The following is a 15403-nucleotide window of genomic DNA, read 5'->3' as shown; positions in this document are numbered from 1 at the left end:
TCACAACTTGCCCCCGCGACCGCCGTCGCGCCGCGCGGGTGCGATGAGCGTGGAGAGGTACGGCAGCGAAGTGCCCTCCTCCTCCAGCTCGGTGGCCGGCCGAATCGATTCCTCGGGCAGCCCGAGCGCCGACCCCCACACCGCGTCCTCGGTACGCCCCGTCTCGCGCAGCGCGGTCGCCACCTCGCCCGCCAGCCGCCCGAACTTGTACGCCACGACGGTCCCAGGACCCTCCAGAGCCTCCTTGAGCACAGCGGCCCCGGCGGTCACGGGCACGAGCGTGAGCGGCTCGGTCCCTTCCGTCAGTACGGCCCCGCTGCGGGCGGCCAGATCCTGCATGGCGGTGATCCCCGGCACGGTCACCACGTCGGTCCCCGGCACCAGCTCCGTGATCGTCTGCGCGAGGTAGGTGAACGTCGAGTACACGTTGGGATCACCGATCGTCGCGAACGCCACCGAACCGTGCTCCCGCAGCAGTTCGGCGACCCGCGCCCCGGCCGCGTCCCAGGCGGCTTCGCGCCGTGCCCGGTCCTCACGCTCGTTGAGAGCGAAGACAACCCGCACGACCTTTGCCGCGTCGACGTAATGCAGGACGGTCGCCTCGGCCCGCCCGCGCTCGCCACTGTCCATCACTGGAACGACCACAACGGCAGCGTCCCGAAGGGCATTGACGCCCTTCACGGTCACCAGCTCAGGATCCCCGGGCCCGACGCCGACACCGGTCAGTTTTGTGATCATCCCGCTCATCCCGCACACCTCTCGACAAATCTCTTGGCCATGCCTGGCTCGGCAGCCCAGTGGGTATGCAGATAACTCGCATGCACACCCTGTTGTACGAACCCTTCGACCCGCCGCTCAGGCAGATGCATCCCCCACGCGGGAGCCGCACCCGCACCGGGCTCGATCACCGTCCGGTGAAACTCGTGGCCGCGCAGCCGGGTCCCGACGGCGGCCAGCGAACTCATCGACACGGCAACGGCTTCGCGATACCCGAGCGTCAGCCGCTCCGACATCCGCGCCTCGGCGTCGAGCACCCCGCACATGGGCTGACCGTCGAGTGACCGCGAGAGATAGAGCAGCCCGGCACACTCGGCGGCAACGGGCGCCCCGGACAACGCAAGCTCGGCAACGGCCTTGCGCAACGGCTCATTACCGGAGAGCTCCGGGGCGTACACCTCAGGAAACCCGCCCCCGATGACAAGCCCACGCGTCCCGTCGGGCAGCGCCTCGTCCCGGAGCGGATCGAACGGCACGACGTCGGCACCGGCGGCAGCGAGCAGCTCGGAGTGCTCGGCGTACGAGAACGTGAACGCGGCCCCGGATGCGACGGCGACCACGGGCCGCCTTTCCAGCCTGTCCGGCGTTTGAGGACCGGGGTCTGGGGCAGAGCCCCAGTGACGGGAAGGGGCGGGGTGGGGAAAAGAGCCCTCCGCAAGCGCTACCCCGGGTTCCCACGCAGCCGCGCCAAGCTCCGGCGCACTCCGAGCCAAGGCAAGCACCGCATCCAGATCGCACCCCTCCCGCACCTGCTCAGCCAGCGCAGCAACCGCCTCCACCGCTTCAGCCCGCCGCTCGGCGACCGGCACCAACCCCAGGTGCCGAGAAGGCGTCCGCACCTGCCTGGCCCGCCGCAGCGCCCCCAGCACCGGCACGCCCGACGCATCCAGCGCCTCCCGCAGCAACTCCTCGTGCCGCGCGGACCCCACCTTGTTCAGAATCACGCCCCCGATCCGCACCTCCGGATCCCAGGACGCGAACCCGTGTACCAGCGCCGCCACCGACCGCGACTGCGAGGACGCGTCCACCACCAGCACCACCGGCGCCCGCAGCAGCTTCGCGACCTGCGCGGTGGAGGCGAGCTCCCCCTGCCCGGAAGCCCCGTCGTACATCCCCATCACACCCTCGACGACGGCGAGATCGCACCCCGCCGCACCGTGCGCGAAGAGCGGCGCGATCAGTTCCGTACCGCAGAGGTACGCGTCGAGGTTGCGCCCCGGGCGGCCGGTGGCCAGCGCGTGGTACCCGGGGTCGATGTAATCGGGCCCCACCTTGTGCGGCGACACGGCGAGTCCAGCCGCCGCGAAGGCAGCCATCAACCCGGTCGCGACCGTGGTCTTCCCGCTGCCCGAAGACGGCGCGGCAATGACAAGACGTGCAAGAGGTGCTACCACTCGATGCCCCGCTGCCCCTTCTGGCCCGCGTCCATCGGGTGCTTGACCTTGGACATCTCAGTCACCAGATCAGCAGCCTCAAGCAACTTCTCCGGAGCATTACGACCGGTAATCACCACATGCTGAGTCCCCGGCCGGTCCCGCAGCACCTGCACGACCTCGTCGACATCCACCCACCCCCAGTGCATGGGGTAAGCGAACTCATCCAGCACATAAAGCTTGTACGTCTCGGCGGCCAGATCCCGCTTGACCTGCTCCCACCCCTCGCGCGCCGCCGCCTCGTTGTCGAGCTGCGCGTCGCGCTGCACCCAGGACCAGCCCTCGCCCATCTTGTGCCAGGCGACCGAACCGCCCTCGCCGCTCGCGCCCAGCACCTTCAGCGCGTTCTCCTCGCCGACCTTCCACTTCGCCGACTTGACGAACTGGAACACCCCGATCGGCCACCCCTGGTTCCAGGCGCGCAGCGCGAGACCGAAGGCCGCGGTGGACTTCCCCTTCCCCATCCCCGTATGCACCACAACAAGCGGCCTATTGCGCCGCTGGCGCGTGGTGAGACCGTCTTCCGGTACGACGCTCGGCTGTCCCTGCGGCATCAGGCTGCCCTCCTGCTGTTCATTCCCTGTACGTCCTTGACGAGCCCGGCGATGCTGTCGGCCCGCAGCTCGTCGAGCGAGACGGCCGTACCACCCAGCTCCCGGGCCAGATCCCCAGCCAGTCCGAGCCGCACAGGACCGGACTCGCAGTCCACGACCACCGAGGCGACACCCTCCACCGCGTGCAGCCGGGCCGCGCGCGCGGCCAGTGCCAGCGGCTCGGGTCCACCGGTGGCCCGCCCATCGGTCACGACCACCACCAGCGGACGCCGCGACGGATCCCGCATCTTTTCCACCCGCAGCACGTCGTGCGCCTTCAACAGCCCGGCGGACAGCGGCGTACGCCCACCAGTGGGCAGCGTCTCCAGCCGCGCGGCGGCCGCGTCCACGGACGACGTGGGCGGAAGCACAAGCTCCGCGTCCTTCCCCCGAAAGGTCACCAGCCCGACCTTGTCCCGCCGCTGATACGCATCCAGCAGCAGCGACAGCACAGCGCCCTTCACCGCGCTCATCCGCTGCCGGGCAGCCATCGACCCGGACGCGTCCACGACGAACAGCACGAGATTCCCCTCGCGCCCCTCCCGCGTCGCCTGCCGCAGATCGTCCCGCCGCACCACCAGCCCACGCCCACTGCGGCCCCGCGCCCGCTGATGGGGCGCGGCGGCCTGCACGGTCGCCGCGAGATGCAGCTTGGTGAGCGCCCCCTGCGGCCGACGGGCCCCCGTCGTACGACCGTGCTCGGTACGCGCACGGGACCGACGCCCCGCCGCCCCCTCACCAAGCCCGGGCACACTCAGCATCTTCGTACGGAACGGCTCACTGGACCGGGCCGCCGCCTGCTCACCACCGGACCCGGCGGGAGCCTGCTGCCCCTCACCGGCCTCGGGCTCGGCCTCACCGGGCTGGTCCGGCGAGTCGGACGACCCGTCGCCATCGCCCTGCGGCGGCTGCCCGCCCCCACCAGGCCCGTCCGGATCAGGATCGTCATCCTCGGAGCCGCTGTTCTGCTCCAGCGTGTCGTCGAGCTTGTCCTCGTCCAGCCCCGGCGCGTCGAACGGATTGCGCCGACGCCGGTGCGGAAGCGCGAGCAGCGCGGCCTGCCGTACATCTTCGGCGATTACGTCGGTACGCCCCGCCCAGGCGGCCAGAGCGGTAGCGGTCCGGGCCATCACGATGTCGGCCCGCATCCCGTCGACCTCGAAGGCCGCACAGGTGGCGGCGATCTGCCGCAACGCGCCGTCCCCGAGCCGTACTTCGGGCAACAGCGCCCGCGCGGCCACGATCCGCGCGCGCAGCGCCGCCTCTTCGCCGGCCCACTGCGCGGCGAAGGCGGCAGGATCGTCGTCGTACGCGAGCCTGCGGCGTACGACCTCCACCCGCTGATCGGTCTCCCGGGAGGCGGCCACCTCCACGGTGAGCCCGAACCGGTCCAGCAACTGCGGCCGCAGCTCGCCCTCTTCGGGGTTCATGGTGCCGACGAGCAGGAACCGCGCGGCGTGCCGCACGGACACGCCTTCGCGCTCGACGTACGACGCGCCCATGGCGGCGGCGTCCAGCAGCAGGTCCACCAAGTGGTCGTGCAGCAGGTTGACCTCGTCGACGTACAGAATCCCGCGATGAGCGTCGGCCAGCAGCCCCGGCTCGAATGCCTTTACGCCTTCGGCCAGCGCCCGCTCGATGTCGAGCGCACCGACAAGCCGGTCCTCGGACGCCCCGACCGGCAGCTCAACCATCCGCGCAGGCCGCGACACGCCGCCCGCGACCTCGTGAGGTCCGTCGGGACACGCCGGATCGGGGGAGACGGGGTCACAGGAGAACCGGCACCCCGAGACGACGGGCACCTCGGGCAGCAGCGCTGAGAGCGCACGCACGGCGGTGCTCTTCGCGGTCCCCTTCTCACCACGAACGAGCACACCGCCGACGGCGGGCGAGACGGCGTTGAGCAGCAGCCCGAGCCGCAGGTCGTCCATTCCGACGATGGCGGTGAAGGGGTAAGGGGTACTCACGAAGCCTCCTTTGTTATGCGAACCGCAGCCCAGTCCAGCTTGTACGGCGTTTGAGGACCGGGGTCTGGGGCGGAGCCCCAGGGCCGGGAAGGGCCGGGTTGGGGAAAGCCCATCGCAGGCGCCCTCACGCGTCCCCCTCCAGGTCGCCCTCAAGCTCCAGATACGTAGCCCGAAGCCGCTCCAGCGTCTCCGCCTCCGGCTCCGCCCAAAGCCCCCGCTCAGCCGCTTCAAGCAGGCGCTCCGTAATGCCCCGCAGCGCCCAGGGATTGGACTTCTTCATGAAGTCCCGGTTCTCCGGATCAAAGACGTACTCGGAGCTGAGCTTCTCGTACATCCAGTCGTCGACGACCCCCGCGGTCGCGTCGTACCCAAAGAGGTAATCCACAGTGGCGGCCATCTCGAACGCGCCCTTGTACCCGTGCCTCCGCATCGCCGCCATCCACCGCGGATTGACCACCCGAGCTCGGAAAACGCGATGCGTCTCCTCGCCCAGCGTCCGGGTCTTCACCTGGTCAGGCGTCGCACTGTCACCCACATACGCCTCGGGCGACGCACCCGTCAGATGCCGCACCATGGCGATCATGCCGCCGTGGTACTGGAAATAGTCGTCCGCGTCGACGAGATCGTGTTCCCGCGTATCGACGTTCTTCGCGGCCACAGCGATCCGCCGGAACGCCGTCTCCATGTCCCCCCGGGCCGCCCGTCCCTCGAGCCCCCGCCCGTACGCGTATCCGCCCCACACCGCGTACACCTCGGCCAGATCCGCATCGCTGCGCCAGTTCCGCGCGTCGATCAGCGGCAGCAGCCCAGCGCCGTAAGCCCCGGGCTTCGAGCCGAAGATACGAGCCGTAGCCCGCCGCCGGTCCCCGTGCTCGGCGGTGTCCGCGTCCGCGTGCGCCCGCACGAAGTTGCGCTCAGCCGGCTCGTCCAGCTCAGCGACAGCCCGCACCGCGTCGTCAATGAGCCCCACCACATGCGGGAACGCATCCCGGAAGAACCCGGAGATCCGTACCGTCACGTCAATACGAGGCCGCCCCAGCTCCTCCAGCGGCACAACCTCAAACCCGGTCACTCGCCGCGACGCGTCGTCCCACACAGGCCGGCAGCCCAGCAGCGCCAGGATCTCCGCGATGTCGTCGCCCTGGGTGCGCATCGCCGACGTACCCCACACCGTCAGACCCACGGACTTCGGATAGTCACCCGTGTCCGTCAGATACCGGGCCACCAGCGAGTCCGCGAGCGCCTGGCCGACCTCCCACGACAGCCGTGACGGAATCGCCTTCGGGTCCACCGAATAGAAGTTGCGCCCGGTCGGCAGCACATTCACCAAGCCACGCGTCGGCGATCCGGACGGCCCCGCCGGCACGTAGCCCCCATCCAGCGCGTGCAGGATGTTGCTGATCTCATCGGTCGTACGCGCAAGCCTCGGCACGACCTCCTCGCACGCGAACCGCAGCACAGCCACAGCGTCCGGAAGCTCGACGCCCAGTACTTCACCGACCAGCCCGGCCGCTTCCCTCGCGTCCCAGCGCCGCTCCTCCATGCCCTCGGCGAGCCGCCGGCACAGCTGCTCCAGCAAGTCCACCGCGTCAGCGCCCGTACGCGCCGGACCCTCCACCAGCGCCGTAAGCCCGTCCGCCACCTTCACCGGCGCACCCGGCTGGCCCAGCAGCTCCTTCTCGACCAGCCCGAAGTGCTCCGCGAGGCACGCCCGCAGCCCCGGCAGCGCGTTGGCCTTCCCGCCCCACACCTGTGAGGCCCGCAGCACGGCCAACACCAAATTGACCCGGGCCTCGGACTCCGGACCGCCGCCCAGTACATGCAGACCGTCCCGGATCTGAACGTCCTTGATCTCGCACAGGTAGCCGTCGATGTGCATGACGAATTCATCGAAGTCGTCATCGGTCGGCTGCTCGTCGAGGTGCAGATCGTGGTGCAGCTGCGCCGCCGTCACCAGCGTCCAGATCTGCGCCCGCACCGCGGGCGCCTTTGCCGGGTCGAGGTCGCTCACCAGCGCGTACTCGTCCAGCAGCTGCTCAAGCTTCGCCAGATCCCCGTACGTGTCCGCACGCGCCATCGGCGGCACCAGATGATCGACCACCGTCGCGTGCCCGCGCCGCTTGGCCTGCGTGCCCTCGCCCGGGTCGTTCACGATGAACGGGTAGATCAGCGGCAGCTCGCCCAGCACGGCGTCGGGCCCACACCCCGCCGAGAGACCAAGCCCTTTCCCCGGCAGCCACTCCATGGTCCCGTGCTTGCCCATGTGCACGATCGCATCGGCACCAAACGAATTCTCAAGCCAGCGGTACGCCGCCATGTAGTGGTGCGACGGCGGCATGTCGGGGTCGTGGTAGATCGCGATCGGGTTCTCGCCGAAGCCGCGCGGCGGCTGGATCATCACGACGACGTTCCCGAACTGCAGCGACGCCAGCACGATCTCGTCACCGTCGACGTACAGCTGCCCGGGCGCTTCGCCCCAGTGCTCCAGCATCCCGTCCCTGAGCCCGGGCTCCAGCTTGTCGAACCACGCCTGGTAGTCGGCGAGCGGTACGCGCGCGGGCGCCGCCGCGAGCTGCTCCTCGGTCAGCCACTCCACGTCATGACCACCGGCGTTGATGAGCCGGTGGATCAGCTCGTCGCCGTTGTCAGGGTGGCCCTCCACCGCGTAACCCGCGTCGCGCAGAGCATCGAGCACCCGGATCGCGGAAGCGGGCGTGTCGAGACCCACCGCGTTGCCCACCCGCGAGTGCTTCGTCGGGTACGCCGTGAAGACGAGCGCGAGGCGCTTGTCCTTGTTCGGCTTGTGGGCCAGCCTGGCGTGCCGTACGGCGATACCGGCGACCCGCGAGGCACGCTCGGGATCCGCGACGTACACCGGCACGTCACCCTCACCCTGCTCCTTGAAGGAGAACGGAACGGTGATGAGCCGGCCGTCGAACTCGGGAATGGCGACCTGCATCGCCGCGTCCATCGGAGACAGCGCCGCATCGGACGCCTCCCAGGCAGCGCGCGACGACGTAAGACACATCCCTTGCAGCACCGGTACGTCGAGGTCCGCGAGGGCACCGATGTCCCACGCCTCGTCGTCACCGCCCGCCGACGCGTCACTGGCGCGCGTGCCGCCCGCCGCGAGGACCGTCGCGATCAGCGCGTCGGCCTTGCCGAGCTCCTGGTAGAGCTCCGCCTCGGCGCTGCGCAGCGAACCGCAGAAGACGGGAAGGGCGTTGGCGCCCTGCGCCTCGATCCGGTCGCACAGCACGTCGACGAAGGACGTGTTCCCGGACAGCTCGTGCGCGCGGTAGAAGAGCACGCCGACGGTCGGTCGCCCTTCGTCGTACGCACGCGAGCCCTTGCCATGGACGCCCCACTCCGGCATCTTCCGCGGCTCGGCGAAGCCCACACCCGTCAGCAGCACGGTGTCCGACAGGAACCTGGCCAGCTCGACGAGGTTCCCGGGGCCGCCCTCGACGAGATAGCGCAGCGCCTCCGCGACCACACCGGCCGGCACGGACGACTCGGCCATCAGCTCCGCGTCGGGCACGGTCTCGCCGCCCAGCAGGACGGTCGGTATTCCGGAGGCCTTCAGGACGGCGAGCCCGTCCTCCCAGGCGCGCTTGCCGCCGAGCAGCCGCACCACGGCGACCGACGCGCCCTCGATCAGCGCGGGCAGTTCCGCGGCTGCGTCGATACGGGTCGGGTTGCCGATCCGGTACGGGGCGCCGGAGGCGCGGGCCGCCAGCAGATCCGTATCGGCGGTGGACAACAACAGCACGGTGTTCTCAGTGCTCATGCGGGCGCTCCAGGTGCGATGAAGGGAAGTCCTGACGGCGCGCCCGACTCAATGAGCCGCAGCAGCGCATCCGTATCCGCGTGTTCTTCGATGAGGTCGCCGAGGCGGTCGAGCTGCTCCTCGCGCAGCGCCTCGAAGGAGGTGTCCGGTGCCGGTAGGAAGCGGCGCCCCGCGGCAGCGGCGACCTCGCGCAAAAAGGCCCGCCGGAACGCGTCGCTCTCCAGCGACCCGTGCCAGTGCGTCCCCCAGACCGACCCCACCCGGCAGCCGTCCAGGAAGGGGGTTCCTCCCAGCACTTCGGCGACCCCGTGGTGGATCTCGTACCCCTCGACGGGCTCGCCCAGCGCGCTGCCGACCGGCCGCGCCAGCGTCTTCTCGACGGCGAACCGCACGCGCACCGGCAGCAGCCCGAGCCCGTCAACCGCCCCCGCCTTCGACTCGACGTCGTCCTCGATGCGTTCGCCCAGCAACTGGAAGCCGCCGCAAACGCCCAGTACGGGACGGCCTTCCGCCGCCCGCCGCGCCAGCGCGTCGGCCAGCCCGCGCTCGCGCAGCCACTCCAGGGCCTTCACCGTCCCGCGCGTACCCGGCACGATGACGAGGTCGGCGTCGACGAGCTCCTCCGCCCGGTCCACGAATCGGACAACAACCCCCGGTTCGGCGGCGAGCGCGTCCACATCCGTGAAGTTCGACATCAGCGGCACGGCGCACACGGCCACCCGCAGCACGTCGTCCCCGAGGGGCGGTGCGACCGCAGACTCCCGTACGGCTCCCCGCAGGGAAACCCGCAGCCCGTCCTCCTCGTCGATGCCGAGACCGTGCGCGAAGGGCAGCACGCCGTACGTACGCCGCCCCGTCAGTGCCTCCAGCATGTCGAGTCCGGGCTCAAGGAGCGACACATCACCCCGGAATTTGTTGACCAGGTACCCGGCCACCAACTCCTGGTCCTCCCGGCTCAGCAGCGCCGTCGTACCGAAGAACGAAGCGAAGACGCCGCCCCGGTCGATGTCGCCGACGACGACCACCGGGAACCGGGCCGCTCGCGCGATGCCCATGTTCACGATGTCGGTACGCCGCAGATTGATCTCGGCCGGACTGCCCGCCCCCTCGCAGATCACGGCGTCATACGTGCCCCGCAATTCCCGCAGACAGTCCGTCACGGTCCCGAGCAACGCTTCCTGCCGCCCTCCGTGATAGCCGCGGGCACTCATCTCGCCCACCGGCTTGCCCATCAGCACCACCTGGCTGCTGCGGTCACTGCCCGGCTTGAGCAGTACGGGGTTCATGAGCGCCGTCGGCTCCACGCGCGCGGCCTGCGCCTGCATGGCCTGTGCCCGCCCAATTTCCGCGCCTTCGCGCGTAACGAACGAATTGAGCGACATGTTCTGCGCCTTGAACGGCGCGACCTTCACACCCTTGCGTACGAGCCACCGGCAGATCCCGGCCGTCACGACGCTCTTTCCGGCGTCGGACGTGGTCCCCGCGACGAGCAGGCCGCCCCCCAATGAACCGCTCACGCGTGCCCCTTCCCCGTACGTATCCCACTGCGTGCGGCGCGTCCGCGCCGCACCGCGCCGAAAGCCAGCCGCCCCGCCACAGCCGTCGCCAGAGCCAGCACCCCGACGCGCCGCGACAGCCGTGCCGCCCGCTCGATGTCCGGTACGCCGACGGGCCGCCCGGCGGCGTTGAGCACGGGCCGGTGCTCGACCCGGCCCGCGTACGAGAGCGTCCCGCCGAGCCGCACGCCGAGCGCGCCCGCGAAGGAGGCTTCCACAGGACCCGCGTTGGGGCTCGGGTGCTTGTCCGCATCCGTACGCCAGGCCCGCACCGCACCGCGCGGATCGCCGCCCGCGCCGCTCGCGACGACCGCCAGGGCAGCCGTCAGCCGGGCCCCGGGCCAGCCGGCCACGTCGTCGAGACGTGCCGAGGCCCAGCCATAGCGCCGGTATCTGGCTGATTTGTGCCCCACCATGGCGTCAAGTGTGTTGATGGCGCGGAAGGCCACGAGACCCGGCACGCCACCCAAAGCGCCCCACACCAGCGCGCCGACCACCGCGTCCGAGGTGTTCTCGGCGACGGACTCGACGACGGCGCGGGCGATCTGCTGGGCGTCCAGTGACTGCGGGTCGCGCCCGCACAGGTGGGGGAGACGTTCGCGGGCGACCTCGACGTCCCCGGCCTCCAGGGCGCTGCCCACGGCCCGGGCCTCGCGGCCCAGCGACGTACCGCCGACGACGGCCCAGGTGGCGGCGGCGGTCAGCGCGAGCGCGGCGGCGGGGGAGCGGCGTACCGCACGCGAAGCGAGCGCGGCGGCGCCGGCGGCGCCTCCGGCGCACACCAGGGTGTGCACCGCGCCCCACCCGCGGTGGTCACGCCACAGCAGGGACTCGACGGCGCCCGAGGCCCGCCCGAACGCGGCGACCGGATGCCCACGGCGAGGATCACCGAGAACGAGGTCGCCGATCAGGCCGGCGGTGGCGCCGTACGCGAAGATGCGATCGGCACGCATGGCTCAGCAGACCGATGCGCCTCGAAGCGAACGGGTCGTACTCACAGGAATAACGGAACGGCAGCCGGGCATGGCGGTATGTCCTCACTCAGGGTCCGCGCCCTGGTTCGACGTGACCGGCGGTGAGAGTTCCTGGCTTCCGGGGACCTCTTCGTCTTCCCCGGTCACAGTGGCGGGACCGCGCCGGATTCGCACCGGGCTTCCTCTCGTGCCGCCGTATTCGGCTCCGGCAGTCCACCACGCTCCGCGAACGCCGTCAACTTGCCGTTGACCTGCGACGGGAGAGTGTGCTGAGGCACACAGAGACCGCCCCGCCACCGGCTGTTGAGGGCCAATGGTGGGGCGGTCTCTGTGACGGTTTGCCCGGAATGAGGGCGGCGCGTCAGACGACGATCAGATAGATCCCGTACGTCACGGCCGCCGCGCACAGCGCGAAGCAGGCGTACGCGCCGGTGCGGGCCAGGACGGCGGAGCCGCCGCCCTGCGCGGCGGCGCTCTCCTGCTTGGAGAGACCCACGATGCCCAGGGTGAACAGGCCAACCAGTGCGACGGTGACCACGAGGCTCACGCCGAATACGGAGCCGAGAGCTGCCCAGTCGATCTTCATGCTGCTGTGTCCCTGTCCTTACACCGCTGCCGGGCTGGCCGGCTCGGCGGAGCTGCCGGCCGGGGCCGGGATGGTGGCTTTGAAGTCCTCGGCGGCGATGGCACCGGCCGTGGGCGGCACGCTGACGGCCGCCATGGCGGTGGTGACCACGCCGGCGGGCTCGCCGATCTCGTCGTCCGTGACGTTGGTGTGGTCGACCGGCTTGCGGCGCGACAGCGCCCAGATGACGGCCGATCCGCCCACCAGTAGCGCGCCGACCGCGATGATGCCCCAGGTGCCCTGACCGGTGAGGAACTCGGCGGCGGCGGCGACCAGACCCGCTGCCGGGAGCGTCAGGCCCCAGGCGACAAACATCCGGGTGGCGGTGGACCAGCGGACCACGCCGCCCTTGCGGCCGAGACCCGCGCCCATGACGGCGCCGGAGCAGGACTGGGTGGTGGAGAGCGAGAAGCCCAGGTGCGAGGAGGCCAGGATGACCGTCGCGGCGCTGGTCTGGGCCGCGAAGCCCTGCGGCGGACGCAGGTCGGTGAGGCCCTTGCCCATGGTGCGGATGATGCGCCAGCCGCCGAGGTACGTACCGAGTGCGATGGCGACGCCGGCGGACACGATGACCCACATCGGGGGGTTCGAGCCGGGGGCGATGACGTTGCCGGTGACCAGGGCGAGGGTGATGACGCCCATGGTCTTCTGCGCGTCGTTGGTGCCGTGGGCGAGGGAGACGAGACCGGCGGAGGCGATCTGACCGGCGCGGTAGCCCTTGGCGGTGGCCTTCTCGTCGGCCTTGCCCGCGAGCTTGTACGTCAGCCTGGTGGCCAGCAGCGCGGCGAGACCGGCCACGAGGGGCGCGGCGATCGCGGGCAGCAGGACCTTGGTGACGACGACGTCGCCGTTGACACCGGAGGCGCCGACCGACATCAGGGTGGCGCCGATGAGGCCGCCGAAGAGTGCGTGGGAGGAACTGGACGGCAGGCCGATCAGCCACGTCATCAGGTTCCAGAGGATCGCGCCGACCAGCGCCGCGAAGATCACTTCTACGGTGATGCCGCTCTCGTTGACGAGTCCCCCGGAGATCGTCTTGGCGACCTCCACAGACAGGAACGCGCCGACGAGGTTGAGCACGGCGGACATGGCCACCGCCGTCTTGGGCTTCAGAGCACCGGTCGAGATGGTGGTAGCCATCGCGTTCGCGGTGTCGTGGAAACCGTTCGTGAAATCGAACACTAGAGCTGTCACGATCACAATCGCGAGCAGCAAGGTGATGTGTTCCATTTACCCAGGCAATCGTTTGACGTCAGTGGCTCGTGGAACGTAGGCAACCTGAGTGAACGGAAGGTGAACTGGGTCGGGCGGTGCGGTGACCCGAAGAGGCTCGCCGCCATTCCGTTTGTGGCCCGAACGGCGGCGAACCGGGCAATCGGGCGGCCCCTCGGCCCCTCGCGAACCTCTTCAGCCGGTCCGTGGACCCGTTGAAGAGATTCTGGTCACCCGGCGGGCTTCGTTCCACCACGGCGTGGTGGTGTAGATGACCGGCCTGCGGCCCGTGCGGCGCCGCCGGCCCCCTGCGTTGCGCACGAAGTGCGCGGCCTGCGCCTTCCCGGACGACTTGTGGGGCACGGCGTCCGGCCTTTCGGAGGCGGGGCCTCCGCACTACAGTGCGCCGCCCGGGCTGGCAGGATCGCCGCATGGCTGAGCAGATACAGGACGCGACGCACAGCGGCATGCGGGACGCGATCGAACAGGCATGGAACGACCTGGTGGCCACGGCCCGCCGGACAGTGCGCGAAGGGCTGGTGGTCGGCACCTCGGGCAATGTCTCCGTGCGGGTCGGCGAACTCGTCCTCGTCACCCCGAGCGGAGTCCCGTACGACCGGCTGCGGCCGGAAGACGCCGTCGCCGTCGACCTCGACGGGAACCAGGTCCTCGGCAAACTGACTGCCACCAGCGAGCTGCCGATGCACCTCGCGGTCTACCGCAGCACCGGCGCCGCCGCCGTGGTCCACACCCACGCCGTGCACGCCACGGCTGTCTCCACCCTCGTGCCCGAGCTGCCCCCCGTCCACTACATGGCCGGGGCCCTCGGCGGCCCCGTCCGCACGGCCCCGTACGCGACGTACGGATCGCAGGAGTTGGCCGGGAACATGCTGCTGGCCCTGCGCGACCGCTCCGGCTGCCTGCTGCAGAACCACGGCACCGTGACCTACGGAGACACTCTCGACCAGGCCTACGACCGCACCGCTCAGCTGGAATGGATGTGCAGGCTCTGGCTCACCGCGAGCTCGGTTCCGGGGCGCGAACCGTCGCTGCTCTCCGACGGTCAGCTGCGCGAAGCACAGGAGAAGCTGCGCGGTTACGGGCAGCGAGGCACCGGCGCGGCTGACGCCCCGCCACAAAACTGACCCGTCGCCACAAAAACCGTCCGGCCCAAACCGTCCGGCTCCCGCCCACTGGCTTTGCGTCCCGCAGGTGCGGACACTGGAGCGGTGCGCCCGGCTACAGCGACGGCAGCGGCCGTCACCACACTCATCGGCGTCGGCGCGACAGCGGTCGCGCTCGGCCGTTACGCCGGCGACGCCGCGCTCAAGGCGTCGGCCGGCCGGCCGCTGCCCGGCGACCCCCGGCTCACCGTGCACGCCACCGCGGCGGGACAGGTCGCCCTCACCCGCTGCCTGGCGTCCCTGCGCCCCGGTATGTACGGCATCGAAGGCCCCGGCGTCCACGCGGTCGTCGGCCCCCTCATCCAGAACGCGTCGCACACGGCCGACACCGTCGTACGCCGCCTGGAACGCGTCAGCCACGGCACACTCACCACCGGCGCCAGGGTGCGGCTCACCCCGCAGCTGTACGTCGGCGATCCGCGCACCGCACTCGGCATCGACCACGCCGACGTGGAGGTCCCCGGCGAACTCGGCGCCCTGCCCGCCTGGTTCCTGCCCGGCGTCCGAAACACCTGGGTGATCACCGTGCACGGCCTCGGCACCACGCGGGAACACCCCATGAACCTCATGCCCTTCCTGCGCTCCCAACACCTCCCGGTCCTCGGCCTCGCCTACCGGGGCGACACCGGCGCCCCCAGGCCACCGGGCGGCCTCGGCCACCTCGGCGACTCGGAGTGGCGCGACGTCGACGCCGCCATCCGCTACGCCGTCCGCCGCGGCGCCGAGCGCGTCATCCTGCACGGCTGGTCCACCGGCGGGGCCATGGCCGTGCACGCCGCGGTGCACTCCCCGCTCCGCGATCTGATCAGCGGCCTCGTACTCGACTCCCCGGTGCTCGACTGGGAAGCCACGGTGCGGGCCCTGGCCGTCGCTCGCCGCACGCCGCGCGCGTTGCTGCCGCTCGCGGTCAGGGCGGTTCAGGGCCGCACGGGAGTGCGCGGCGACCGCCTGCGCGAAGCGGTCGGCCCCGCAGGGCTGCGCATCCCCACCCTGGTCTTCCACGGCCCGGACGACACTGTGGCCCCATGGCACCCCTCGCGGGAGCTGGCCGTGCTGCGCCCGGACCTGGTCACCCTCCACCCCGTGCCGAACGCCCCGCACGCGGCCATGTGGAACGCTTCCCCGGCCACGTACGAAGAGATCCTGCGCCGCTTCCTGACCCCCTTGATGTAGCCCCAGCCCTCACCTCCTTCCGGAATGTCCGGCCCGTCCGGTGGGGAAAAGTTCCGGCCACGGGACGTCCATGAGCGGCAAGTTCGATTCCGTTTGGGCTTTCGGGGCGTCAGCGGCGA

At 70.8% G+C, this 15403-nt stretch carries 11 protein-coding genes, 1 pseudogene and 1 riboswitch; of the genes and pseudogenes, 2 read left to right on the top strand and 10 right to left on the bottom strand.

The window, feature by feature from the left end:
- From cobI to J7E89_RS42285, 10 genes and pseudogenes are all read right to left on the bottom strand, one after another.
- Positions 1-738: a precorrin-2 C(20)-methyltransferase gene (cobI, locus tag J7E89_RS03720; RefSeq protein WP_214968366.1), complete on the bottom strand. Its 738-nt coding sequence runs from the start codon at positions 736-738 to the stop codon at positions 1-3.
- 5 nt (positions 739-743) lie between these two features.
- The gene (locus tag J7E89_RS03715) at positions 744-2171 is read right to left on the bottom strand and encodes a cobyrinate a,c-diamide synthase (protein ID WP_214968257.1); all 1428 of its coding nucleotides are present in this window, start codon (positions 2169-2171) and stop codon (positions 744-746) included.
- Positions 2165-2764: a cob(I)yrinic acid a,c-diamide adenosyltransferase gene (gene cobO / locus J7E89_RS03710; RefSeq protein ID WP_214968255.1), complete on the bottom strand. Its 600-nt coding sequence runs from the start codon at positions 2762-2764 to the stop codon at positions 2165-2167. The genes J7E89_RS03715 and cobO overlap by 7 nt, the downstream gene beginning before the upstream one ends.
- Positions 2764-4770, bottom strand: coding sequence for a putative cobaltochelatase (locus J7E89_RS03705; RefSeq protein ID WP_214968253.1), 2007 nt, complete (start codon positions 4768-4770; stop codon positions 2764-2766). The genes cobO and J7E89_RS03705 overlap by 1 nt, the downstream gene beginning before the upstream one ends.
- Before the next feature lie 124 nt (positions 4771-4894).
- Positions 4895-8560, bottom strand: a complete 3666-nt coding sequence (gene cobN / locus J7E89_RS03700) for a cobaltochelatase subunit CobN (protein ID WP_214968250.1) — start codon at positions 8558-8560, stop codon at positions 4895-4897.
- On the bottom strand, positions 8557-10065 hold the full coding sequence (locus tag J7E89_RS03695; protein WP_214968364.1) for a cobyric acid synthase: 1509 nt from the start codon (positions 10063-10065) through the stop codon (positions 8557-8559). Before J7E89_RS03695 ends, cobN begins: the two co-directional genes overlap by 4 nt.
- Positions 10066-10073: 8 nt before the next feature.
- Positions 10074-11069, bottom strand: a complete 996-nt coding sequence (locus tag J7E89_RS03690; protein ID WP_214968247.1) for a cobalamin biosynthesis protein — start codon at positions 11067-11069, stop codon at positions 10074-10076.
- Between the two features lie 126 nt (positions 11070-11195).
- Positions 11196-11276: riboswitch (cobalamin riboswitch) on the bottom strand.
- Positions 11277-11451: 175 nt separating this feature from the next.
- Positions 11452-11676, bottom strand: a complete 225-nt coding sequence (locus J7E89_RS03685) for a hypothetical protein (protein WP_214968245.1) — start codon at positions 11674-11676, stop codon at positions 11452-11454.
- Positions 11677-11694: 18 nt separating this feature from the next.
- Entirely contained in the window at positions 11695-12945 is a 1251-nt protein-coding gene (locus tag J7E89_RS03680) for an inorganic phosphate transporter (protein WP_214968243.1), read from the bottom strand.
- 160 nt (positions 12946-13105) lie between these two features.
- Positions 13106-13293: pseudogene (locus J7E89_RS42285) on the bottom strand (hypothetical protein); the annotation flags it as partial.
- Between the two features lie 65 nt (positions 13294-13358).
- Here J7E89_RS42285 and J7E89_RS03675 point away from each other — a divergent pair.
- Together J7E89_RS03675 and J7E89_RS03670 are read left to right on the top strand one after the other, a co-directional pair.
- The gene (locus J7E89_RS03675; RefSeq protein ID WP_251060061.1) at positions 13359-14072 is read left to right on the top strand and encodes a class II aldolase/adducin family protein; all 714 of its coding nucleotides are present in this window, start codon (positions 13359-13361) and stop codon (positions 14070-14072) included.
- 84 nt (positions 14073-14156) lie between these two features.
- Entirely contained in the window at positions 14157-15284 is a 1128-nt protein-coding gene (locus J7E89_RS03670) for an alpha/beta fold hydrolase (RefSeq protein ID WP_214968241.1), read from the top strand.
- Positions 15285-15403: the final 119 nt, after the last annotated feature.

This window comes from Streptomyces sp. ISL-100 (assembly GCF_018614615.1).
In the GTDB taxonomy this organism is placed as follows: domain Bacteria; phylum Actinomycetota; class Actinomycetes; order Streptomycetales; family Streptomycetaceae; genus Streptomyces.
Note: the sequence above shows the minus strand (reverse complement) of the source record. Positions and strands in the feature narration are given on the sequence as shown.